Annotated in this window: 20 protein-coding genes; 11 read left to right on the top strand and 9 right to left on the bottom strand. The window is 62.5% G+C overall.

The features are described from left to right. The first annotated feature begins 13 nt into the window (after positions 1–13). Entirely contained in the window at positions 14–1,018 is a 1,005-nt protein-coding gene (locus AC3D25_RS08850) for a threonine/serine dehydratase family protein (RefSeq protein WP_488888040.1), read from the top strand. 30 nt (positions 1,019–1,048) lie between these two features. Here the strand turns inward: AC3D25_RS08850 and AC3D25_RS08855 are convergent, their stop codons facing one another. The 4 genes from AC3D25_RS08855 to AC3D25_RS08870 form a co-directional block, all read right to left on the bottom strand. Beyond that, positions 1,049–1,867, bottom strand: a complete 819-nt coding sequence (locus tag AC3D25_RS08855; RefSeq protein WP_488889646.1) for an ABC transporter permease subunit — start codon at positions 1,865–1,867, stop codon at positions 1,049–1,051. Further along, positions 1,867–2,787: an ABC transporter permease subunit gene (locus tag AC3D25_RS08860; protein WP_488888041.1), complete on the bottom strand. Its 921-nt coding sequence runs from the start codon at positions 2,785–2,787 to the stop codon at positions 1,867–1,869. Before AC3D25_RS08860 ends, AC3D25_RS08855 begins: the two co-directional genes overlap by 1 nt. Then, positions 2,784–3,956: an ABC transporter ATP-binding protein gene (locus tag AC3D25_RS08865; protein WP_488888042.1), complete on the bottom strand. Its 1,173-nt coding sequence runs from the start codon at positions 3,954–3,956 to the stop codon at positions 2,784–2,786. The genes AC3D25_RS08860 and AC3D25_RS08865 overlap by 4 nt, the downstream gene beginning before the upstream one ends. A 172-nt stretch (positions 3,957–4,128) precedes the next feature. Continuing rightward, positions 4,129–5,241 carry a polyamine ABC transporter substrate-binding protein gene (locus tag AC3D25_RS08870; protein WP_488888043.1) on the bottom strand — a complete coding sequence of 371 codons (1,113 nt, stop codon included), beginning with the start codon at positions 5,239–5,241 and terminating at the stop codon, positions 4,129–4,131. 834 nt (positions 5,242–6,075) lie between these two features. Here AC3D25_RS08870 and AC3D25_RS08875 point away from each other — a divergent pair. The 3 genes from AC3D25_RS08875 to AC3D25_RS08885 all read left to right on the top strand — a co-directional run bounded on the left by AC3D25_RS08875 (position 6,076) and on the right by AC3D25_RS08885 (position 9,319). Beyond that, positions 6,076–7,416, top strand: coding sequence for an Nramp family divalent metal transporter (locus AC3D25_RS08875; RefSeq protein ID WP_488888044.1), 1,341 nt, complete (start codon positions 6,076–6,078; stop codon positions 7,414–7,416). A 319-nt stretch (positions 7,417–7,735) separates the two neighbouring features. After that, complete coding sequence (locus tag AC3D25_RS08880) at positions 7,736–9,022, top strand: phospholipase A (RefSeq protein WP_488888045.1); 1,287 nt, start codon at positions 7,736–7,738, stop codon at positions 9,020–9,022. A gap of 93 nt (positions 9,023–9,115) precedes the next feature. After that, a complete protein-coding gene (locus AC3D25_RS08885; RefSeq protein ID WP_488888046.1) occupies positions 9,116–9,319 on the top strand; it encodes a DUF1289 domain-containing protein in 204 nt (67 codons plus the stop codon). Positions 9,320–9,323: 4 nt separating this feature from the next. Here AC3D25_RS08885 and AC3D25_RS08890 read toward each other — a convergent pair whose 3' ends face one another. The 5 genes from AC3D25_RS08890 to AC3D25_RS08910 all read right to left on the bottom strand — a co-directional run bounded on the left by AC3D25_RS08890 (position 9,324) and on the right by AC3D25_RS08910 (position 16,509). Continuing rightward, positions 9,324–10,475, bottom strand: coding sequence for an NAD(P)H-dependent flavin oxidoreductase (locus AC3D25_RS08890; protein WP_488888047.1), 1,152 nt, complete (start codon positions 10,473–10,475; stop codon positions 9,324–9,326). Between the two features lie 203 nt (positions 10,476–10,678). Next, entirely contained in the window at positions 10,679–12,271 is a 1,593-nt protein-coding gene (locus AC3D25_RS08895) for an ABC-F family ATPase (protein ID WP_488888048.1), read from the bottom strand. Between the two features lie 181 nt (positions 12,272–12,452). Then, the gene (gene thrC, locus AC3D25_RS08900) at positions 12,453–13,898 is read right to left on the bottom strand and encodes a threonine synthase (protein WP_488888049.1); all 1,446 of its coding nucleotides are present in this window, start codon (positions 13,896–13,898) and stop codon (positions 12,453–12,455) included. A gap of 24 nt (positions 13,899–13,922) precedes the next feature. Continuing rightward, positions 13,923–15,245 (bottom strand): homoserine dehydrogenase, encoded by a 1,323-nt coding sequence (locus tag AC3D25_RS08905; protein ID WP_488888050.1) that lies wholly within the window; start codon positions 15,243–15,245, stop codon positions 13,923–13,925. A gap of 25 nt (positions 15,246–15,270) precedes the next feature. Then, a complete protein-coding gene (locus AC3D25_RS08910; protein ID WP_488888051.1) occupies positions 15,271–16,509 on the bottom strand; it encodes a pyridoxal phosphate-dependent aminotransferase in 1,239 nt (412 codons plus the stop codon). A gap of 506 nt (positions 16,510–17,015) precedes the next feature. Between AC3D25_RS08910 and AC3D25_RS08915 the strand changes: the two genes are divergently transcribed. The 7 genes from AC3D25_RS08915 to AC3D25_RS08945 all read left to right on the top strand — a co-directional run bounded on the left by AC3D25_RS08915 (position 17,016) and on the right by AC3D25_RS08945 (position 24,111). Then, positions 17,016–17,390 carry an Mth938-like domain-containing protein gene (locus AC3D25_RS08915; RefSeq protein WP_488888052.1) on the top strand — a complete coding sequence of 125 codons (375 nt, stop codon included), beginning with the start codon at positions 17,016–17,018 and terminating at the stop codon, positions 17,388–17,390. A gap of 308 nt (positions 17,391–17,698) precedes the next feature. Further along, entirely contained in the window at positions 17,699–19,366 is a 1,668-nt protein-coding gene (locus AC3D25_RS08920) for a glycosyltransferase family 39 protein (protein ID WP_488888053.1), read from the top strand. Between the two features lie 61 nt (positions 19,367–19,427). Continuing rightward, positions 19,428–19,799: an SMR family transporter gene (locus AC3D25_RS08925; RefSeq protein WP_488888054.1), complete on the top strand. Its 372-nt coding sequence runs from the start codon at positions 19,428–19,430 to the stop codon at positions 19,797–19,799. Between the two features lie 35 nt (positions 19,800–19,834). After that, positions 19,835–20,986: a DegT/DnrJ/EryC1/StrS family aminotransferase gene (locus AC3D25_RS08930; protein WP_488888055.1), complete on the top strand. Its 1,152-nt coding sequence runs from the start codon at positions 19,835–19,837 to the stop codon at positions 20,984–20,986. Positions 20,987–21,023: 37 nt separating this feature from the next. After that, positions 21,024–22,067 carry a glycosyltransferase gene (locus tag AC3D25_RS08935; protein WP_488888056.1) on the top strand — a complete coding sequence of 348 codons (1,044 nt, stop codon included), beginning with the start codon at positions 21,024–21,026 and terminating at the stop codon, positions 22,065–22,067. Continuing rightward, the gene (locus AC3D25_RS08940) at positions 22,064–23,065 is read left to right on the top strand and encodes a formyltransferase (RefSeq protein WP_488888057.1); all 1,002 of its coding nucleotides are present in this window, start codon (positions 22,064–22,066) and stop codon (positions 23,063–23,065) included. Before AC3D25_RS08935 ends, AC3D25_RS08940 begins: the two co-directional genes overlap by 4 nt. Next, positions 23,062–24,111: a bifunctional UDP-4-keto-pentose/UDP-xylose synthase gene (locus tag AC3D25_RS08945; RefSeq protein ID WP_488888058.1), complete on the top strand. Its 1,050-nt coding sequence runs from the start codon at positions 23,062–23,064 to the stop codon at positions 24,109–24,111. Before AC3D25_RS08940 ends, AC3D25_RS08945 begins: the two co-directional genes overlap by 4 nt. Position 24,112 lies beyond the last annotated feature (1 nt).

Genomic DNA, 24,112 nt, shown 5'->3' on the forward strand with positions numbered 1-24,112 from the left:
CTCGAACAGAACCATGTCCACTGAACTGCCGCATACCGACCACACCATCGACGGCACGCCGATCCCGTCGCTCGACGCCATCGCCGAGCAGCACGCGGCGCTCGCGCCGTGGGTGTCGCGCACGCCTGTCTTCGAGCGGCGCGATTTTCCGACGCTCGACGCCACGCCGATCACGTTCAAATTCGAATTGCTGCAGGCAAGCGGAACGTTCAAGGCGCGCGGCGCGTTCTCGAACCTGCTTGCGTTGAGCGAAAGCGAGCGCAACGCGGGCGCGACGTGCGTGTCGGCGGGCAATCACGCGGTGGCCGTCGCGTATGCGGCGATGCGGCTCGGCATGAGCGCGAAGGTCGTGATGATGCGCGCGGCCAGTCCGACGCGCGTCGCACTCTGCCGCCGATACGGCGCGGAAATCGTGCTGGCGGATACGCACGTGGAGGCGTTCGAGATCGTGCGGCGGATCGAGGCGGAGGAAGGCCGGTATTTCGTGCATCCGTTCAACGGTTACCGGACCGTCCTCGGCACGGCGACGCTCGGTTACGAATGGGCGCAGCAGGCGCCGGATCTGGAGGCGGTGATCCTGCCGATCGGCGGCGGCGGGCTCGCGGCCGGCGTCGCGACCGCCATGCGGCTCGCGAATCCGTCGATCCACATTTACGGTGTCGAGCCGGGCGGCGCCGACGTGATGAGCCAGAGTTTCGCGGCGAACCGGACGGTGAAGATGACCGCGATGTACAGCATCGCCGATTCGCTTTCCGCGCCGCACACCGAGGAATACAGCTACCAGTTGTGCCGGCGGCATATCGACGCGCTCGTCACCGTGACGGACGCGGAGTTGCGCCGCTCGATGCTGCATCTGTTCAACGAACTGAAACTGGCCGTCGAACCGGCCTGCGCAGCGGCGACCGCCGCCTTGCTCGGTCCGTTGCGCGAGCGGCTGGAAGGCCGCCGCGTGGGTGTTCTGCTGTGCGGCACGAACATCGATTCATCGACGTTCTCGCGGCATCTCGCCAGCGCTTGATGTCGCGCCCGGAGCAGCGGGCGGCGCGTGCTACAGCACGCCCGCCAGCCGCCGCTTCTCGCTACGCTGCATGAAGTAATTCGCGAGCACCACGCCCACCGTCACGACGGCGATAAACAACGTCGCCAGCGCGTTCATCTCGGGGTTCAGCCCGAGTCGCACGCGCGAGAACACGACGAGCGGGAGCGTGGTCGAACCGGGACCGGACAGGAACGCCGACAGCACGAGATCGTCGATCGACAGCGTGAACGAGAGCAGCCAGCCCGCCACCAGCGCTTGCGAAATCAGCGGCAGAGTGATCGAGAAAAATACCCGCAACGGCGTCGCGCCGAGATCGAGCGCGGCCTCCTCCAGTGACGGATTGAGTTCGCGCACCCGCGATTCCACGATGATCGCGACATACGAGATGCACAGCATCACGTGGCCGATCCAGATCGTGAAAATGCCGCGCCCCGCTGGCCAGCCGAACAGCTTGCCCATCTCGACGAACAGCAGCAGCAGCGAAATGCCCTGAATGACTTCGGGAATCACGAGCGGCGCGTTGATCATGCCGGTGTAGAGCGTGAAACCGCGAAAGCGTCCCATCCGCGCGAGCACGAAGCCCGCCCACGTGCCGATCACCACCGACGCGCACGCGGTCAGCAACGCCACGCGCAGCGACAGCCACGCGGCGCTGATGAGTTCGTCGTCCTGGAGAAGCGCCTTGTACCAGCGCAGCGAAAACTCCGTCCAGACCGTAACCAGTTGCGAATCGTTAAACGAATAAACGACCAGGCTGATAATCGGAATGTAGAGAAACATAAAACCGAGTCCGAGCGCGGTCACCTGAAGCGTGCGATTAGGCTGGATCATCGCTTCTGCTCCAGTTGCTTCGCCTGGAAATATTGGAACAGCGCCATCGGCACCAGGAGCAGTAATACCATTGCGCAGGTCACGGCGGACGCCATCGGCCAGTCGGCATTATCGAAGAACTCGTTCCACATGACGCGGCCGATCATCAGCGTATCCGCGCCGCCGAGCAGTTCCGGAATCACGTATTCGCCGACCGCCGGAATAAACACCAGCAGACATCCCGCGATAATCCCGTTCTTCGACAGCGGCAGCGTGATTTGCACGAACGCTTTCCAAGGCTTGGCGCCGAGGTCGTGCGCCGCTTCCAGCAAGGTCAGATCCATTTTCACGAGATGCGCATAAAGCGGCATCACGAGAAACGGCAAATACGAATACACCATGCCGATATACACCGCGATATTCGTGTGATAAAGCTCAATCGGCGAATGAATCAAACCAATCGACATCAGGAAGTTATTCAGTAATCCGTTATTCTTGAGAATGCCGATCCACGCATAGACTCGAATCAGGAACGACGTCCAGAACGGCAGCATGACGGCCATCATCAATACATTGCGAGTCGCCGGATTCGAGCGCGCGATGTAATACGCCATCGGATAGCCGATTATCAGACACAGCAACGTGGATACGCCCGCCACCAATAGCGAATTCATATAGGTGGCGAAATACAGGCTGTCCGTCACCAGAAACGCGTAATGCGAAAAATCGAGCGCGATATTAAGGATGCCGTCCTTGATCGTGGTCAGTTCCGTATAAGGCGGAATGCCGAGACGCAAATCGGCGAAGCTGATCTTGACGACCAGCAGGAACGGCACGAAAAAGAACAGCAGCAGCCAGAAAAACGGACCGGCCACGACCGCCGTGCGGCCGGTCAGTCCGTAGCGGCGCGTGAAGGCCTGCCAGGGCGTCAACTTCATGATGTCAGCACCACGCCGGCCGACGCGCTCCAGCGCACGTACACCTCGTCGCCCCAGGTCGGCGAGTCGATTTCGCCGAGCGCGAGGCTCGACACGTTCGCCACCACGATCTTGCCGCTGTCGAGTTTCACGTGATAAAGCGAATAGCCGCCCATGTAGGCGATATTCGATACCGTCCCGCGGCCCCAGTTGTACGCGCCTTCGGGCGGCTTGCGCATCAGAGCGATCCGCTCCGGACGCACGGAAATGGTCAGTGGCATCCCGAGCGGCCCGGTAATGCCGTGATTCACGTACATGCGCACCGGCAGTTCCGGCGACTCGACGAACACGTGATCCGGTTCATCCTCGACCGTGCGGCCTTCGAACAGATTGGTCGAACCGATAAATTCCGCCGTGAAGCGGCTGTTCGGATATTCGTACACCTCGTTCGGCGCGCCGATCTGGACGATCTCGCCCTCGCTCATCACGGCGATCCGCCCTGCCATCGTCATGGCTTCTTCCTGATCGTGCGTGACCATGATGCAGGTGACGCCGACCTGATCGAGAATATTGACGAGTTCCATCTGCGTGCGCTGGCGGATCTGCTTGTCGAGCGCGGACATCGGCTCGTCGAGCAGCAGCAGCTTCGGCCGCTTCACCAGACTGCGCGCGAGCGCGACGCGCTGCTGCTGGCCGCCCGATAACTGATGCGGCTTGCGCGCGCCGTAGCGGCCCATCTGCACGAGCTTGAGCGCCGCGTCCACGCGCTCCTTCAGTTCCTCGCCGCGCACGCCTTCCTGCTTCAGTCCGAACGCGACGTTCGCTTCCACCGTCATGTGCGGAAAAAGCGCATACGACTGGAACATCATGTTGACCGGACGCTGATACGGCGGCAGCTTCGCGAGATCCTCACCGTCGATCAGAATCTGCCCCGACGTGACGCTCTCCAGCCCCGCGAGCATGCGCAGCAAGGTGGACTTGCCGCATCCCGAACTGCCGAGCAACGCAAATAGCTCGCCTTTCTTCACCGACAGATTGACGCCCTTCACCGCGGCCGTCTCGCCGAACTTCTTCACGACATCGACGATCTGCACAAAATTGTCCACGTTAAAACCGGTGGACATGCTTGGCTCGCGCTTGCGGCCATCGCCATTGGGCGTTGCTTGGACTGCGCTCGACTGCTCATTCATGATTGGCTGTCTGACTCCTCGGGAATCATGTCAGGAACACATTAACGTTTTGCGGACACGCCGGCGTGCAAAGGAAAAAACACCGCCCGGCGATAGACAAAGCCCCCGGCGGACCAGGGGCTTCGCATTGTGAATCAAAATACGACGCTTGAGCGATGCGTGCTCAGCGTGACTACCGGCCCGATTTCAGTTCGGTCCAGAGCCGCGTCTGCAGACGCTGGATTTCCGGCGGCAGCGGCTTCAGAAGGAACAGCGTCTTGATCACGTCCTGCGGCGGATACACGGCCGGATCGTTCGCGACGTCCTTGTCCACGTACTTGCGCGCTTCCAGATTCGCGCTCGGGTAATAGACGGCGTTCGTGATCGCGGCGTGAACCTGCGGCGTCTCGATATAGTTGATCCACTCGTGCGCCGCTTCCTTGTTCTTCGCGTCCTTCGGAATCGCCATCACGTCGAACCACACCGGGGCGCCGCCCTTCGGAATGTAATACTCGACCTTGTACGGCTTCTTCGCCTCGACCGCGCGATGCTTCGCGATCACCACGTCGCCCGACCAGCCGTAGGCGAAGCACACGTCGCCGCCCACGAGATCGTTGATATAACCGGACGAATTGAACTGCGTGATGTACGGACGGATTTTCTTGAGCATCGCGAGCGCGTCGCGATAATCCGCCGGATTCGTGCTCATCGGATCGCGGCCCATGTAGTGCAGCGCGGCGGCGAACATCTGGTCCGGCGCGTCGAGCACGGAAACGCCGCAGCTTTTCAGCTTCGAAATGTTTTCGGGTTTGAACAGCACGTCCCAGCTATCGAGCGGCACGTTCTTGCCGAGCAGTTGCTGCGCCTTGTTCACGTTGTAACCGAGACCGGTCGTGCCGTACGCCCAGGGCACCGAGTACTGGTTGCCCGGATCCGCGCCCGCGACGAGCTTCATCAGGTCGGGGTCGAGATACTTGAGGTTCGGGAGCTTGGATTTATCGAGCGGCGCGAAAATGCCCGCGGCAATCTGCTTGCCCGCGTAATTGCTGGTCGGTGCGACGACGTCGTAGCCCGAGTTGCCCGTGAGCAGCTTGGCTTGCAGCGTGTCGTCGCTATCGTAGTTGTCGTAGCGGACCTTGACGCCGGTCTGCTTGGTGAAGTTGGGGATCGTGTCCTTGGCGATATAGTCCGACCAGTTGTACACGTTGAGCTGCGTATCTTTCGCCGATGCCGCGAGCGGGAAAGCCGCCACCAGCGCACCACCAATCACCAACGCGGCAAGCCGGCCCGCCATTTTTTCTTTCATCTCGATTTCCCCTTCCTATCGGCTGCTGGACTGACTATCCAACCTCGTGACGCCGTGCATCCGTGGCCGATACGGCCCGGCATGCAAGAGCTTCCCAAAAACCCGAAAACTACCATTAAACGTCTCGCCGCCAAAAAACTTTTCTTGGGTTTCTGTCGCGTGAAGTGCACACGGCGTCGTGACCGCGCGGGCCTTGCCGATCAAGGCTCAGCCCGCGCAACCGACGCTGACCGGCCCGGCGCAAGGAAGCATTTTCGCGTCTCCGCGCGCCAATTGTCCGAGGCCGGTCGCGTCGCGTGAAAAACGGCGCATTTTAGCGTTAAACGGGGGCGGATGTGGCGTCTCTCGTGTCTCTTTCCCGCCCTCGCCCGACACTCCCGCCGACCCGAACAAAAAGTCGCTCCAGTATCTTAAAAACCCCACTGCCGAAAGTGAAACCAAACCCGCATCATGCTGCGTAATGTCAATATCGGGGTTCTCGGTGCGGGACGCGGGGTCGGCGTGTGTGAGCGGCATTGAGCGGCATTGAGCGGCATCGAGCGGCATTAAGCCGCGCACGGCCGGCTGCGTCCCGTGCGGATCTCGGATCGAATAGCCAGGGCGGAACAGTCATTGCTCGGTTTGCCTAAGTCACTTCGAAACGCGCCGCGCTGATTGAAGCCAGATTGAAGCCAGATTTTCGACGCATCGCGACTTGGCGATCATTTGCCTCGACAGGCTAACCGGACTGACAGCCCTCGCGGGTTGTTACCTGATCGGACTTTTTGCGGTCTCGCTTCATCAGTGCGCTACGAACGTTTTCGCAACCTCCGCTACCCAGGGCTCCGATCCGCAATGAACACCAATCCGTCCGCCCTCACGCCGCTCAGCCCCACCGACGGCCCGCCGTCCGAGCGCGATCCACCGCGCGACGACGTCGGCTGTGGCCGGCCCGGCGCGCCGCGTGGACGCTGGTTCTCGTTCATCGGCGCGGGCGCGCTGGTCGCGGTCGGCTATATGGATCCCGGCAATTGGGCCACCGCGCTCGGCGGCGGCGCGAAATACGGCTACCAGTTATTGAGCGTCGTGCTGCTCGCGAGCCTGATGGGGATGCTGCTGCAATGGGTGGCGTCGCGGGTCGGCGTCGTGACCGGACAGGATCTCGCGCAACTGTGCCGGCAGCGCTACAGCCGCCGCACCACCATTTTTCTCTGGATCACCAGCGAAATCGCGATCATCGCGTGCGATGTCGCCGAAGTCGTCGGCAGCGCGGTTGCGTTGCAATTGCTGCTGGGCGTCTCGCTGACGGTCGGCGTGCTGATGTCGGCCATCGGCACGTTCGCGATGCTCGCGCTGCAAAGCCGCGGCCGCCGGCCGTTGCAGATCGTCGTCACGGCGCTGATTTTCTTTGTCGGCTTTTGCTTTGTCGTCGAGCTGGCGCTTGCGCATCCCGCTTGGCATGAGGCGCTGGCCGGACTCGCGCCGCCGAAGGAACTGCTGCGCGACGCGGGCATGATCTGGCTCGCCGCCGGCATCCTCGGCGCGACCGTCATGCCGCACAACCTGTATCTGCACTCCGCGCTCGTCAAGGAGCACGCCCGTCCCGGCGACGATCAATCCATCTCCGACGCTCTCACCGGCGTGAATATCGATACCTTCGCGTCGCTCTCGCTGGCATTTACGGTGAACGCGTCGCTGTTGATCGTCGCGGCGGCGGTGTTTCACGCGAGCGGCAACACGGAAGTGACCGATCTCGCCGATGCCCACCGGCTGATCGCGCCGCTGGTCGGCAGCCATTGGGCCAGCATTTTCTTCGCGGCGGCGCTGCTCGCGTGCGGATTGAACGCGACCGTGACCGGCACGCTCGCCGGACAAGCCGTGATGGAGGGATTCCTGCGCCTGCGACTCGCCCGCTGGGCGCGCGCGCTGCTCACGCGCGGCCTCGCGATCGGACCGGCGCTGCTCGCGGTCGGCGCGTTCGGGCCGCATGGATCGAACGAGTTGCTGGTCGCGAGCCAGGTCGTGCTGAGCCTGCAACTGCCGCTCGCGGTGATTCCACTCGTCCGCTTTGCCTCCGATGCCGGGCTGATGGGACGCTGGCGGGTTGCCCGGATCCCGCTCGTGCTGGCGTGGGGCTGCGCGGGGGTGATCGTTTTGCTGAACGCCGCGCTGCTGTGGCAGCTGGTGGGCGGATAAGCGGCCACCGTTCGATCAGATGCGCGTTGAAGGTTCTACCGCGCGGTCCGCGAAAACTTCAACAAACTGTGCGTTTCTACAAAACCCGGCACGCGGTCGCGTTGCCGAAGTCATGCTTTAAGCACGCACACCCTTCAAAATCCGCCACTTCGTTAATCTTTACCGATTTGGCCCGATTCCTGCTTGCTCACTGCCTCGGCTTCGCCGGCGTGCCGCCGGCGGCCGTTGTCTTTTTCTTTGCGGGCGTCAAGCGTCGCACTCAACGGCGCTTTTGGATCTGCCTCTAATCAGCCTTCCAGCATCAAGGACACTCGTTTTCATGGCTCGCGGCTCTTCGCATTCCCGCTTCACCTCGCATCGAACGTCGTATCGAAAATTGCCCAACGTGCTCTGCGCGGCCACGCTCGCCGCGCTTTCATGGTCGGGTACGGCAGAAGCGACGGTCGCCGTGATCCAGCCAGCGCGGGAAGCCGCCGCGCAGCAGCCGCTCGAAATCACCCTGCTCTACACCGACGACGGCGCCAAACCGCTCACCGTCGAAGTTCCGAAGCAACTGAACGTCACGCTGACCAACGGCGACGTCGCGCCGCTCCCGCTCGCGCTCACACGCGATCCAAAAGCCGGCGACACGCTGACACTGCGCCCCGGCCAATACCGACGCGTGCGTTTCAGCGCGCCGTGGCCGGAATCGGCGCGCGGCGTGGTGAAGATCGATCCCGTGGGCTTCGATTCGTCGCCGATGCTCGTGACGCTCAATCGCGGCGAGAGTCAGGCTCAGGTGGTCGCCGCCGAGCACGCCGAAACGCAGGCCGCGAACCCGACGCAACTTGCCGCCGCGACCGCCGCAGCCGACACCGCCGCCATCCCGACGACGCCAGTCGATCGCATGCTGAGCGGCCGCTTCTCGACCTTCGAGCCGATGTATTTCGGCGATGGCCAGAACGGCGACAACCTCGCGAAATTCCAGTTCAGCTTTAAATACCGGCTGCATTTGCCCGACGATCCGCGTTCGCAAAGCCTCCTCGACAACCTGTATTTCGGCTATACGCAAACGTCGATCTGGGATTTGTCGGCCGATTCCGCGCCGTTTCGCGACACCAGCTACCAGCCGCAACTGTTCTACTACCTGGAGGACACCGGCTGGAAGAGCCCGCTTTTCACGCGCATGGGCGTGATGGCGGGGATCGGCCACGAGTCGAACGGCAAGAGCGGCGACGAATCGCGCGCGATCAATATCGCGTTCGTGCGCCCGACCTGGGAATTCGGCGATCTCAACGCGAACCACCTGACACTGTCGCCGAAGTTTTATTACTACATCACGAAAAGCGGCAACGAAGACATCGCCGATTACCGCGGTTACGTCGACTTTCTGGTCAAATATGGAAGTCCGGATGGCGCGCAGCTCGCCGCGACGCTGCGCAAGGGTACGAAGTCGTGGTACGGCAGTGTCGATGCGCAATTGACTTATCCGCTCGCGAAGCTCATCAACAGCGCCTGGGGCGGCTACGTGTGGGTGGGCTATTTCAACGGATACGGCGAGGATATTCTGGATTACAACCAGCGCCACCACTGGATCGCCCGCATCGGCTACAGTATCGCCCGCTGAGTCTTTTTGTTTTCCTGAAACGACGAAGCGCCGAAACGCGCGGCTTTCCATACCGCACGTTTCGGCGCTTCGTCGTTCCTTACCCGGTTTTTTATGTCATCGAATCTTCACGACTTGCCCGACAGCCCGTGCATCGGCGTCTGCTCGACCCTCTTCGACGACGTCTGCAAAGGTTGCGGCCGCACTGCGATGGAAGTCTCCAACTGGGTATTCCTCTCCGACGAGGAAAAGCGCCAGATCTGGGTCCGCATCACCCGTGAAGGCACGGCGATGCGGTTCCGCAACGACCGTCTTTAAGCGCTCACGCGGCTACCGCGTGGCGGGCCAGCAGAAAATCGAATAACTCGCGCACGCTGCGGATCGCGGTGCCGAATGGCAACGCCTCGCGTCCGCGAAAGAACAGTCCCGTCGATACATCGCCGCGCAACGCCGCCGCGAGCCGCGTATCGATGCAAAAGTGCCCGAACTTTTCGATGCCGTCGCGCAGGCCGCACACGTTCAGACATTCGAGTTTGGTCGGACAAGCCTGCTTGCGCGCGCCGATTTTCGTGCGGATGCGCGTCTCGTTACGCAAATAGCGGTCGAGCCACGGCGTTCTCACCGCGCGCGCCGGCAAGCCGGTCACGCTCACGAATTCGACGATATCCTCCGGCGTCGCCTCGGCCAGAACGCGCTTGAACGACGGATGCGCGTCGCCTTCCTCCGTCACGGCGAACGCGGTGCCAAGCTGCACGCCCGACGCGCCCGCGTCCATGCATGCGCGAAACGCCTGATGGCTATTGACGCCGCCCGCCACGATCAGCGGAATCTGTCCGGCCGCGATGCCGAGCGTCTTGAAGGTCGCCAGCGTCTCGTCGATCACCCGCCGGAAGTCGAAACGCGCGTCGCCGATATCGTCCACGCTCGCCACGCCGAGGTGACCGCCCGCGTGCGCCGGATGTTCGATCACGATCGCGTCGGGCAAGCGGTTCTTTTTCATCCACTTTTTCACGATCAGCGCGATACCGCGGCTGTCCGACAGAATCGGGATCAGCGCAATGTCAGCGCCTTCGGTCAAATCGGGCAAATCGAGCGGCAGACCCGCGCCCACCACGATGGCATCCGCGCCGGCCTCGCACGCCGTCCGCACGGAATCCGGATACGAACTAACCGCGCGCATCACGTTCACGGCGATCATGCCGCGCCCTTCGCTCAACGCTTTCGCCGCGCGGATTTCGCGCCGGAGCGCTTCCTGGTTGGCCGCTTCGAGCGTTTCGCGTTCGGGATGCCCGGCGCAACGCGCGAGCAAATCGGGATGGTGATGACGCAAGTCGATACTCGCGATGGTGCCCATGCCGTTCTCGCGCGCGACCGCGCCCGCGAGCCGATGAGCTGAAACGCCGACGCCCATCGCGCCCTGGATGATCGGCAGCAGCGCGCGGCCTCGGATTTTCAGCGTTGCTTCAGCGCTCATGGACGCTCCTGGATCTAAATAATCCGGCGATCTTGACCGATCGCGCGCACGCGGTTTTGCGTCAGATCAACGAATCCCGTACTAGCGGCCGGTCGCGGCGTTCGGCCGCGCGGCTTTCCATCTTTGATTAAAGAGACCGCTCGAAGCAAAACGGCCCGCTTCTCACGAAGCGGGCCGTTCTAAAGCCGAAGCAGCGCAGGCGCTTACTGAATGCCCTGGCTCGACAAGAATTCCTCGTAGGTGCCGCCGAAATCGCGCAGCGTGCCGTCGTTGCGCACTTCGATAATCCGGTTCGCCAGCCCGTTCACGAACTCACGGTCGTGCGAGACGAAAATCAGCGTGCCGTCGTACTTTTCGAGCGCGATCTGGAGCGATTCGATCGACTCCATGTCCATGTGGTTGGTCGGCTCGTCCATCAGCATGACGTTGTGGCGGCCGAGCATCAGCTTGCCCCAGATCATGCGGCCTTTTTCACCGCCCGACAGCACCTTGACCGACTTGCGGATATCGTCGGCGTTGAAGAGCAGCCGGCCGAGCGTGCCGCGCACCATCTGGTCGTCGTCGCCGTCCTGACGATACTGATCGACCCAGTCGGTCAGCGTCTCGTCCTTCGGAAACTCTTCGTAGGTGTCCTGCGGCATGTAACCGACGCTCGCGTTCTCCGCCCACTTCACCGTGCCGCCATCGAGTTCGACCGCGCCCTTCAGCGACTTCAGCAGCGTGGTCTTGCCCGCGCCGTTCTCGCCGATGATCGCGATCCGCTCGCCCGGCTGCACGCTCAACGAAAAGTGATTGAAGATCGTGCGGTCGTATTTCTTCGTAATGCTGTCCGCGACCACCGCGATATTGTGCAGTTTCTTCTCGAATTCGAAACGGATGAACGGATTCTGACGCGAGGACGGCTTGAATTCCTCGATCTTGATCTTGTCGATCTGCTTCGCGCGGCTGGTCGCCTGACGCGCCTTCGACTTGTTCGCCGAGAAGCGGCGCACGAAGTCCTGCAGGTCGGCCACGCGATCCTTCGCCTTCTGGTTCGCGTTGGCCTGCCGCTCGCGCGCTTGCGCCGACGCCAGCATGTAGTCGTCGTAATTGCCCGGATAGACCTTCAGCGTGCCGTAATCCATGTCCGCCATGTGCGTGCAGACCTGGTTCAGGAAGTGTCGATCGTGCGAAATGATGATCATGGTCGAGTTGTACTGATTCAGTACGTCCTCGAGCCAGCGAATCGAGTTGATGTCCAGATTGTTGGTCGGCTCGTCGAGCAGCAGCACGTCCGGCTTCGAGAACAGCGCCTGCGCGAGCAGCACGCGCAGCTTCCAGCCCGGCGCCACGTTGCTCATCGGCCCGTTGTGATCGGCGATCGCGATGCCGATGCCGAGCAGCAGTTCGCCCGCGCGCGCCTCAGCCGTGTAGCCGTCGTACTCGGCGAATTTCGCTTCGAGGTCGGCGGCGCGCATGTAGTCGTCGTCGGTGGCGTCCGGGTTCGCGTAGATCGCGTCGCGCTCGGTCATCGCGGCCCACATTTCGGTGTGGCCCATCATCACGACGTCGAGCACGCGCATGTCCTCATACGCGAACTGGTCCTGGCGGAGCTTGCCCAGGCGCACGTTCGGTTCGAGCATCACGGTGCCGGAGCTTTGCTCCAGATCGCCGCCGAGAATCTTCATGAAGGTCGACTTGCCGCAGCCGTTCGCCCCGATCAGGCCGTAGCGATTTCCTTCTCCGAACTTGACCGAAATGTTCTCGAAGAGGGGCTTCGGCCCGAATTGCATGGTGATATTGGCAGTAGACAGCACAGCGCGTCCTTTTGAATGATGTTACGGCGAAAAACCTAGTATTTTAGCAGTTTTTGGGATGGTTTGCGGGGGTATACGCGCAGATGCGCCGAAACGAGCGCAGCGCCCGACGACCCAAGCGCGGCGGGGACGTGGCGTCTCCGCCGCGTCCCCGCGCCCTGCAATCCATCCAGAAAAAGCGTCAGATGCGATCGGCGATAAACGCTTTCACCACGTTCGCGTCCGCAGGAACGATATCGAACCTTTGTGGCAGTTTTTCAAGTCCCTCGAAGGCGGCCGGCCGTTCCGGCTCGCGTTCCAGCGCCTCGCGGATCGTCTCGCCGAACTTGATCGGCTGCGCCGTTTCGAGGACGACCATCGGCACGCCCGGCGTCAGATGTTCCCGCGCGACTTTCAGGCCATCCGCCGTGTGCGTGTCGATCATCGTGTGATAGCGCGAGAAAACGTCGCGGATCGTGTCCACGCGGTCCGCATGGCTGCTGCGCCCCGACACGAAGCCGAATTCCTTGACGCGCGGGAAATCGCCGCTGGCCGCGAGGTCGAAGCCGCCCTTTTCCTCGACGTCGTGGAACAGTTGCAGCACGCGCGCCGGATCGCGGCCGAGCAGATCGAACACGAAACGCTCGAAATTCGATGCTTTCGAGATATCCATGCTCGGGCTGGTCGTGTGATACGTCTCGGCGGCCGTACGCACGCGGTACACGCCCGTGCGGAAAAACTCGTCGAGCACGTCGTTCTCGTTCGTCGCGACGACGAGCCGTTCGATCGGCAGACCCATCATCCGCGCGATGTGACCCGCGCAGACGTTGCCGAAATTGCCCGACGGCACGGCGAACGACACGCGTTCGTCGTTCGTTTTGGTCGCGGCGAAATAGCCCTTGAAGTAATACACGACCTGCGCCACGACGCGCGCCCAGTTGATCGAATTGACCGTACCGATCTTGTTCGCCGCCTTGAACGCGTGGTCGTTCGAAACCGCTTTCACGATGTCCTGGCAGTGGTCGAAGTTGCCTTCGACCGCCAGATTGAAGATGTTCGGGTCCTGCAGCGAGAACATCTGCGCCGTCTGGAACGCGCTCATCTTCTTGTGCGGCGACAACATGAACACGCGCACGCCGGTCTTGCCGCGCATCGCGTATTCGGCGGCGCTGCCGGTGTCGCCCGACGTCGCGCCCAGAATGTTGAGCGTCTCGCCGTGCTTGGCGAGCGTGTATTCGAACAGGTTGCCGAGCAACTGCATCGCCATGTCCTTGAACGCGAGCGTTGGCCCGTTCGACAATTCCAGCAACGAAACGGTCGTGCCGTTCTCGACGCCGAGCGTTTTCAGCGGCGTGATCTGCGCGGCGCTTTCGGCATCGCGCACGTTGCTGTAGACCTGCGCCGTGTAGGTGCGGCTCGTGAGCGAACGCAGATCGGCGGCGGGAATGTCGTCGCTGAATTTCGACAGCACTTCGAACGCGAGATCCGCGTAGGACAGCGTGCGCCAGCGCGCGAGTTCGTCGGCGCTGACTTTCGGATACTCGGCAGGCAGATACAGCCCGCCGTCTTTCGCGAGACCGCCGAGCAGGATGTCGGAAAACGTGTGGCGCTCGTCCCGGCCTGCGCCGCGCGTTGAGAGGTAGTTCATATGTGCCTTAGTGCCCTGTTTGCCTTAGTCGAGCGATTCCATGCGCAGCTTCGTCACTTTCGACACCACCGTGGACAGCGCCTCGATCGTCGCGATGGCCGCGTTGATGTCCTTTTCGACCGTTTCGTGCGTGATCAGGATGATGTCGGTTTCGCCCTTGTTCTCGCCGTCAACGTGCTCGGATTCCTTCTGCAGCAACGCGTCGATGGAAATGCCCTTGTCCGCGAGAATGCGCGTGATATTGGCGAGCACGCCGGTCACATCCGCCACGCGCAGGCGCAGGTAGTAGCTGCTCGTCACTTCGTCGATGGACAGGATCGGCGTGTTCGCGAGGCTGTCCGGCTGGAAGGCGAGATGCGGCACGCGATGTTCGGGGTCCGCCGTATGCAGGCGCGTCACGTCCACGAGATCCGCCACGACAGCCGAAGCGGTCGGTTCCGCGCCCGCGCCCTTGCCGTAGTAAAGCGTCGTGCCCACCGCATCGCCGTGCACGACCACCGCGTTCATCGCGCCTTCGACGTTCGCGAGCAGGCGCTTTTCCGGGATCAGCGTCGGGTGCGTGCGTAACTCGATACCTTTATCCGTGCGCCGCGCGATGCCGAGCAGCTTGATGCGGTAGCCGAGTTCCCCGGCGTAGCGAATGTCGATGGCCGACAGCTTGCTGATGCCTTCCACGTAAGCGCGGTCGAACTGCACCGGCACGCCGAACGCGATCGCGCTCATGATCGTGACCTTGTGCGCGGCGTCGACGCCTTCGATGTCGAAGGTCGGATCGGCTTCCGCGTAACCCAGATCCTGCGCGGCTTTCAGCGCGGTCGCGAAGTCGAGGCCGCGGTCGCGCATCTCCGACAAAATGTAATTCGTCGTGCCGTTGATGATGCCCGCGATGTACTGAATGCGGTTCGCCGTCAGCCCTTCGCGCAGCGCCTTGATGATCGGAATGCCGCCCGCCACCGCCGCTTCGAACGCGACCATCACGCCGTTCGCGCGCGCGGCTTCGAAAATCTCGCTGCCGTGCACCGCGAGCAGCGCCTTGTTGGCCGTGACGACGTGCTTGCGATTGTTGATCGCGCGCAGCACCAGCTCGCGCGCGATACCCGTGCCGCCGATCATCTCGCACACGATGTCGATGGAAGGATCGTCGACGACCGCGTTGAAGTCGTCGGTCACCGCGATGCCCGCGTCGGCGGCGGCCTGCGCCTTCGCCGGCGTTCGCACGGCGATGCGCGTGAGTTCGATGCCGCGACCGGCGCGGCGTTTGATTTCTTCCTGGTTGCGGCGCAGTACCGTAAAGGTGCCGCTGCCGACCGTGCCGAAGCCCAAGAGTCCAACTTTGATCGGTTCCATGCAGCGTGGTTCTTTTAGTGAAGGGTTAAGCGGAATGACGTTTGCGATAACCGTCGAGAAAACGCGCGATGCGGTTGATCGAATCCGCGAGATCGTCGACGTTCGGCAGGAACACGACGCGGAAATGGTCCGTTGCCGGCCAGTTGAAGCCCGTGCCCTGCACGAGCAGCGTGCGTTCTTCGAGCAGGAGATCCGTGATGAACTGCTGGTCGTCCTCGATCGGGTACATCTTCGGGTCGAGCTTCGGGAACATGTAGAGCGCAGCCTGCGGTTTCACGCAAGTCACGCCCGGAATGGCCGTGAGCATGTCGTAGGCGAGTTCGCGCTGCTTGAAGAGGCGCCCGCCCGGCAAGATCAGGTCGTTGATGCTCTGGTAGCCGCCGAGCGCCGTCTGAATGGCGTACTGGCCGGGCACGTTGGCGCACAGGCGCATCGAAGCCAGAATGCCGAGCCCTTCGATGTAATCGTTCGCGCGCCGCCGGTTTTCCTCGATCAGGCCCGAAATGAACATCCAGCCCGCGCGGTATCCGCACGAACGATAGCTTTTCGACAGGCTGTTGAACGTGACGGTGAGCACGTCCTCCGACAGCGCGGCCATCGCCGTGTGCTCGCGGCCGTCGTAGACGATCTTGTCGTAGACCTCGTCGGCGAAAATAATCAGGCCGTGCTCGCGCGCGAGTTCGATAATTTCCAGCAGCAGTTCGTCCGAATACAGCGCGCCGGTCGGGTTGTTCGGATTGATCACGACGATCGCGCGCGTGTTCGGCGTGATTTTCGCGCGGATATCGTCGAGATCGGGCATCCAGCCTGCGCCCTCGTCGCACAGATAATGCACCGGCGTGCCCGACGAAAGGCTGACCGCCGCCGTCCACAGCGGGTAATCCGGCGCGGGCAGCAGCACTTCGTCGCCGTCGTTCAGCAGCCCCTGCATCGCCATCACGATCAGTTCGGACGCGCCATTGCCGATGAAGATATCGTCCAGCTCCACGCCCGCCACGCCCTTTTGCTGCGTGTAATGCATGATCGCCTTGCGCGCCGCGAACACGCCCTTCGAGTCCGAATAGCCGGACGAACTGGGCAGATTGCGGATCATGTCCTGGATGATTTCATCGGGCGCGTCGAAGCCGAACGCCGCCAGATTGCCGATATTGAGCTTGATGATCCGATGGCCCTCGTCTTCGAGCCGTTTCGCGTGTTCGAGCACGGGGCCGCGAATGTCGTAGCAGACGTTTTGGAGCTTATTGGACTTGAGAATCGGTTTCACGGCGGGCGGCTCTGGCTTTGAGTGGCTTGGCTGATAACGGCGACGACGGATCCGGACGCGTTCGCGTGAATCGTGCGAAGTCCAGTTCCGGTAGCCCACGATTGTAAACGTTGCGCGCGCCGGAGCGCGATTGGGTATTTGTCGGGTATTTGTGTCGAGGTTCGAACCCTCGATGCCCACGCGGCGCCGGATGGACGCCTGCCCGGCGGCGTGCGATGCCAACGGTCAGTGAGCGGACTGCGAGGCGCCGGCCGCTTGTGGCGGTGGGCGAATCGGGGGCGGGTTTCGGGCGACGTTCACTTCCACCTCTCAAGCCCGAACAGACGGATATGAGCGCCTGAACAGCATCCGGCGAATCACGCCCGATCGCTAAAAAGTTATAATTTAGCGGATATCGACCGACTTCCGCAATGCGCGAGAGTCTCGCCGCGCTTGGGTCTGGCGACCTCCGCGGCTTTGCGGGTCATCCAGGTCACACATTTCAACCCGTCTCCCGGAATACCGATTTGAAACTACACCAGGAATCCACCGGTGCGCTAAACACGATCACGAGTTACGGCGCCGGCTACGTCGCGATCAATCTCGTCCGCCACGAGAGCAGCATTATCGTGATGCCGGAGCAACCGGTTATCGCGTGGCCGGTGACTTCCTTCGACGCGCTCACCGCCGAACATTTCGCCGCGCTGGTCGAAGCTGCGCCGGAAGTGGTGATTTTCGGCAGCGGCGCGCGCCTGCGCTTTCCGCATCCGCGCCTGACCGCCGCGCTCAACGAGCAACGGATCGGCGTGGAAACGATGGATTTCGGCGCCGCCTGCCGCACCTACAATATCCTGATGTCCGAAGGCCGCCGCGTTGCCGCCGCGTTGTTGATCGAAGCTTGAGCGGCGATGCCCGCGCAATCGGCGGCATGAAACGCGCGAATGCCTAAGCGCCCGATCCCGTCCCAAAAAAGCCAAGCGCGCGGTACATTGCGCTACACTCCCGCCCGAGTGGAAATTTTGGCTCGGCAACGCCTGAAAGCGCGGCTGCATAAGGCTTAGCGCCAGCTTTCAGCGTCGTTCGCCGACGTCGCGCGTGCTCACGAAGCGCCGCGCATGCCACACTTTTTCGACGCCAGGCGGCCGCCGCGCCCACCCTCGCGCCCTTTCATTTTCAGCGCCGCCACGCGGCATCGGACAGGTCGATTTCAATGAACGAGACGCCCACGCGGCTGCCGCTCACCCGCTTTTCGCTGTTATTGCTGATCCTCGCGCTCGCCGTCATCTGGTTTGCGCCGCTTGGCCTGCGCCATCTCGTTCCGAGCGACGAAGGCCGCTACGCTGAAATGGCGCGCGAGATGTTCGTGACCGGCGACTGGATCACGCCGCGCTACAACGGCTACAAGTATTTCGAAAAACCGCCGCTGCAGACCTGGGCGAACGCGCTCACGTTCGCGTGGTTCGGCATCGGCGAATGGCAGGCGCGCCTCTATACGGCGCTCACCGGCTTCGCGGGCGTGCTGCTCGTCGGCTTCACCGGCGCGCGGGTCTTCAACTGCGTGACGGGTTTCTGCGCGGCGGTCGTGCTCGCGACCGCGCCGTACTGGAACCTGATGGGCCACTTCAACACGCTCGACATGGCGCTGTCCTTCTGGATGGAGCTCACGTTGTGCGCGCTGCTGCTCGCGCAACGCCCCGATCTGCCTGCGCGTTCGGTGCGTCTGTGGATGTGGGTCTGCTGGGCCGGCATGGCGGCCGCGCTGTTGTCGAAGGGACTGATCGGCGTGATTCTGCCGGGCGCAGTGCTGGTGCTTTATTCGCTGATCGCGCGCGACTGGGCGCTGTGGAAACGGCTTTATATCGGCAGCGGGCTGATCGTGTTTTTCGCGATTTCCGCGCCCTGGTTCGTGCTCGTACAAATGAAGAACCCCGAGTTCTTCAACTTTTTCTTTGTCGTCCAGCAGTTCAAACGCTATCTCACGCCCGAGCAGAACCGCCCCGGCGCGTTCTATTACTTCGTGCCGGTGCTGATCGTCGGCTTTCTGCCCTGGCTCTCGATTTCGTTTCAAAGCGTGCGCCACGCGCTGAAAGTGCCGCGCCAGCCGAACGGCTTCGCGCCGATGCCGCTGCTCCTGATCTGGTCGGCGTTCATCTTTCTGTTTTTCAGCGCCTCGCATTCGAAGCTGCTGTCGTACACGCTGCCGATCGCGCCCGCGCTCGCGCTCGTGATCGGCGTTTATCTGCCGCTCGTCACGCGCGCGCAGTGGCATCGTCATTTGATCGGCTACGCGGTGTTTCTGATCGCCGCCGCGTTCGGCGCGATTTTCTTAGGCCACGCCGGCAGCGCGCACACGCCGAACGCGCTCTATCGCGAATTCCAGGTCTGGGTCTACGCCGCGCTCGCGGTGGCTTTCGTGTTCACGCTCGTCGCGGTCTGGCTGAACCGGCGAAGCGCGGTGGCGGCCGCCGTCTCGCTCGGCGCGGGCTGGCTGCTGCTCGGCACGATTGCCGGAACGGGGCACGACGTGTTCGGGCGGGAAAGCTCGGGCGTGCAGCTCGTCCCGGCCGTGAAAGCCGCCATGGCAAAGCTTCCCGCCGATACCCCGTTCTACTCGATCGCGAAACTCGACCACACGATGCCGTTCTATCTCGGCCACACCATGATCATGGTGCAGGAAGCCGACGAACTGCGTTTCGGCGTCGAGACGGAGCCGCAAAAATGGGTGCCGACCATGGACGACTGGATCAAACGCTGGAACGCCGACCCCCATGCGTTCGCGCTGATGAACCCCGACCGCTACGATCAACTGAAGGCGCAGAACGTGCCGATGCAGGTCATCGCGCGCGATGCGCGGCGGGTGATCGTCGAGAAACCGTAACGCTTCTGCCTCCCCGACCGGGCGCGTCCGCGCCCGGCGACGAACCCATTCACCGTCCACGATGAACCCGATATCCTTTGTTTGCATCGTCATCGGCGTATTGTTGAACGCCTGCGCGCAGTTGTTGCTGAAAGCGGGCGTGAACGCCGTCGGCCATTTCGAATTCAGCCGCGCGAACATCCTGCCGGTCGGCTTGAAGATCGCGACCCAGTGGCCGATCATCGGCGGTCTGACCTGCTACGTATTCAGCGTGGTGGTGTGGATCGTCGGATTGTCGCGCGTGGATGTGTCGGTGGCGTATCCGATGCTCTCGCTTGGCTATGTCGTCAACGCGTTCGCCGCGTGGTATCTGTTCGGCGAAGTGGTGTCGGTGCAGCGCCTGATCGGCATCGGCATCATTCTCATCGGCGTCGCGGTGCTCGCGCGCGGTTGATTTTGCCGCGCCCATTACTTTTAAGCGGACAGTTCATGACTCAGACAACGCAGCCCTTCCTGCCATTCGTGCGCGCCGAACTCGACGAGGAAACGATCCAGGGCGTCGTCGACGTATTGCGCTCGGGCTGGATCACGACCGGCCCGCAAAATCAGCAGTTCGAAGCCGAATTGTCGGCGTATTGCGGCGGGCGTCCGGTGCGCTCGTTCAATTCCGGCACGGCGACGATGGAAATCGGCCTGCGCATCGCGGGCGTCGGCGCGGGCGACGAAGTCATCACCACGCCGATGACCTGGGTCTCCACCTCCAACGTCATTCTGGAAGTGGGCGCGACGCCGGTGTTCGTCGATATCGACCCGGTCACGCGCAACATGAACCTCGACCTGCTCGAGGCCGCCATCACGCCGCGCACGAAAGCGATCATGCCGGTGTATCTCGCGGGCCTGCCCGTCGATATGGACCGGCTCTACGCGATCGCTCGCGCGCACAATCTGCGGGTGATCGAAGATGCCGCGCAGGCGTTCGGCTCGACCTGGAACGGCCAGAAGATCGGCGCGTTCGGCGATATCGTCTCATTCAGTTTCCACGCGAACAAGAACGTGACGTCGATCGAAGGCGGCGCGCTCGTGCTGAACAACGAGGAGGAAGCGGTCCTCGCGCAGAAATACCGGCTGCAAGGCATCACGCGCACGGGTTTCGACGGCATGGACTGCGATTTGCTCGGCGGAAAGTACAATTTGACCGATGTCGCCGCGCGCGTCGGACTGGGCCAGCTTAAACACGTCGAACGCTTTACGGAAAAGCGCCGCGCGCTTGCCCGCGCTTATTTCGAGGGTTTTGCGAACGGCGCAGCGGTGAATCTTGGCATCGGCATGCCAGTGCCGAATTTCACCGACAGCAACTGGCACATGTTCCAGATCGCGCTGCCGCTCGACCGGCTGAAATTGTCGCGCGCCGAGTTCATGGCGCAGATGAAGGAACGCGGGATCGGCACGGGCGTGCATTATCCGGCGCTGCATCTGTTCACGCTGTATCGCGGGCGCGGCTTTCACGAAGGCATGTTCCCGCACGCGGAAAAGTACGGCGCGTCGACCGTGACGCTGCCGCTTTTCACGCTGATGAATCAGGACGACGTCGCGCGCGTGATCCGCGCCGTCGATGAAATTTGCGAACAATACGGCGTTTAAACTCAACAGCCTAAAACCTTGGCGGACCCAGCGCTCTATGAGTCATACCGATTTTCTCCCGACGAACCCCGAATTGTCGGTCGTCGTGCCGGTCTACAACGAGGAAGCGGGCCTTGCCGCGCTTTTCGAGCGCCTGTATCCGGCGCTCGACGCGCTCGGCACGTCCTATGAGGTGATCCTCATCAACGACGGCAGCCGCGATAAATCGGCGGCGCTGCTAGCGCAGCAATTCCACGTGCGCCCCGACACGACGCGCGTCATTCTGCTGAACGGCAACTACGGCCAGCACATGGCGATCCTTGCGGGCTTCGAGCAATCGCGCGGCGAGATCATCGTGACGCTCGACGCCGATCTGCAAAATCCGCCCGAAGAAATCAGCAAGCTCGTGCTGAAAATGCGCGAAGGCTACGACTACGTCGGCACGATCCGCCAGCAGCGCCAGGACAGCCTGTGGCGCAAGAAGGCGTCGCGGCTGATGAACCGCCTGCGCGAGCGCATCACGCATATCAAGATGACCGACCAGGGCTGCATGCTGCGCGCGTACAGCCGGCATATCGTCGACACCATCAACCGCTGCGGCGAAATCAACACGTTCATTCCGGCGCTCGCCTACACGTTCGCGCAGAATCCGATCGAAGTGGATGTCGCGCACGAGGAGCGTTTCGCGGGTGAATCGAAGTATTCGCTCTACAGCCTGATTCGCCTGAATTTCGACCTCGTGACCGGCTTTTCGGTCGTGCCGCTGCAATGGCTGTCGTTTATCGGCGTGATTCTTTCGGTCGGGTCCGCTGGGCTGTTCGTCCTGCTGCTCGCCCGGCGCTTCCTGTTCGGCGCGGAAGTCGAAGGTGTGTTCACGCTGTTCGCCATTACGTTCTTCATGCTCGGCGTGATCATCTTCGCGCTCGGGCTGCTCGGCGAGTACATCGGGCGGATTTATCAGCAGGTGCGCGCGCGGCCGCGTTATCTCGTGCAGACCATTCTCGAACAGCGCGACGGCTTGCCGGCGCGCACGCAGCCGGTTCAGGAAGCGGTGCAGGCCGTGCAAACTATCGCGGTGACGCGCGAGGACGAGCCGCAATGAAGCCGCGCGCCGTAGTCTTCGCGTACCACAACGTGGGCGTGCGCTGCCTGCAAACGCTGCTCGCGCGCGGCGTGGACGTGACGCTCGTCGTGACGCACGAGGACAGTCCGACCGAGAACATCTGGTTCGGCAGCGTGGCGTCGGTCGCGGCCGAGCATGGTATCGACGTGACGACGCCCGCCGATCCGAAATCGCCCGAACTCTTCGAAGCGGTCAGCCGCGCGGCGCCGGATTACATCTTCTCGTTCTACTACCGGCACATGCTGCCCGTCGATCTGCTCGCGCTCGCGAAACGCGGCGCGTACAACATGCACGGCTCGTTGCTGCCGAAGTATCGCGGCCGCGTGCCGACCAACTGGGCAGTGCTCAACGGCGAGACGGAAACCGGCGCGACGCTGCACGAAATGGCCGCGAAGCCCGACGCGGGCGCGATTCTCGCGCAAACGCCCGTGCCGATTCTCCCCGACGACACCGCGGCCCAAGTCTTCGACAAAACCACGGTCGCCGCCGAGCAGACGCTCTGGCGCGTGCTGCCCGCGCTGCTCGCGGGCGAGGCGCCGCATCTGCCGAACGATCTCGCGGCGGGCAGCTACTTCGGCGGTCGCAAGCCGGAGGATGGCCGGATCGACTGGACGCTTCCGGCCGAGCGCGTCTACAACCTCATGCGCGCGGTCGCGCCGCCGTATCCGGGCGCCTTCACCGACGTCAACGGCGAGCGGTTTATCGTCGCGGCCGCGCGGCTCGTGCCGGAAACCGGCCCGGCCGCCCTGCCCGCCGAGCGCTTACAGCATCTCTCGGATTTGCCCGCGGGCTTGCACGTGAGAGATAATGCGCTGTTCGGCGTATGCGGCACCCGCGCTTGCGGCACCCGCGCTTGCGGCGATCGCCGTGTCATCGCCATCCGTGAATTGCGGCACCGGGACCTGAAAACCGGCGCGGAGCACGTCATCAGCCCCGCCGAGTTCGGCCGAATCACTCAATCCATTCCTCATTCATGAAAAAAGTCCTGATTCTGGGTGTCAACGGCTTCATCGGCCATCACCTGTCCAAGCGCATCCTCGAAACGACCGACTGGGAAGTTTTCGGCATGGACATGCAAACCGACCGCCTGGGCGATCTCGCGAACCACGAGCGCATGCACTTCTTCGAAGGCGATATCACGATCAACAAGGAATGGGTCGAGTATCACGTCAAGAAGTGCGACGTGATCCTGCCGCTGGTCGCGATCGCGACGCCCGCGACTTACGTGAAGCAGCCGCTGCGTGTGTTCGAACTGGACTTCGAAGCGAACCTGCCGATCGTGCGGTCGGCCGTGAAGTACGGCAAGCATCTGGTGTTTCCGTCGACGTCGGAAGTCTATGGCATGTGTACCGACGAACAATTCGACCCGGAAGAGTCGCAGTTGTCCTACGGCCCGATCAACAAGCCGCGCTGGATCTACGCGTGCTCGAAGCAGCTGATGGACCGCGTGATCTGGGGCTACGGCATGGAGGGCCTCAACTTCACGCTGTTCCGTCCGTTCAACTGGATCGGCCCGGGCCTCGACTCGATCTACACGCCGAAGGAAGGCAGCTCGCGCGTGGTCACGCAGTTCCTCGGCCACATCGTGCGCGGCGAGAACATCAGCCTGGTCGACGGCGGCGCGCAAAAACGCGCGTTCACCGACATCGACGACGGCATCGGCGCGCTGATGAAGATCATCGAGAACAAGGACGGCGTGGCGACGGGCAAGATCTACAACATCGGCAATCCGAGCAACAACTTCTCGGTGCGCGAACTCGCGAACATGATGCTCAAGCTCGCGAACGAAATTCCCGAGTACACGCAAAGCGCGCAAGCCGTGCAACTGGTCGAAACGTCGTCGGGCGCGTATTACGGCGCGGGTTATCAGGACGTGCAGAACCGCGTCCCGAAGATCGACAACACGATGCAGGAACTCGACTGGAAGCCGCTCGCCACGATGGACGACGCGCTCAGGAAGATCTTCGAGGCGTATCGCGGCGATGTCGCGACTGCCCGCAAGCTCGTCGATCAGCCGAGCTAAG

This window comes from Caballeronia sp. SL1002 (assembly GCF_057814995.1).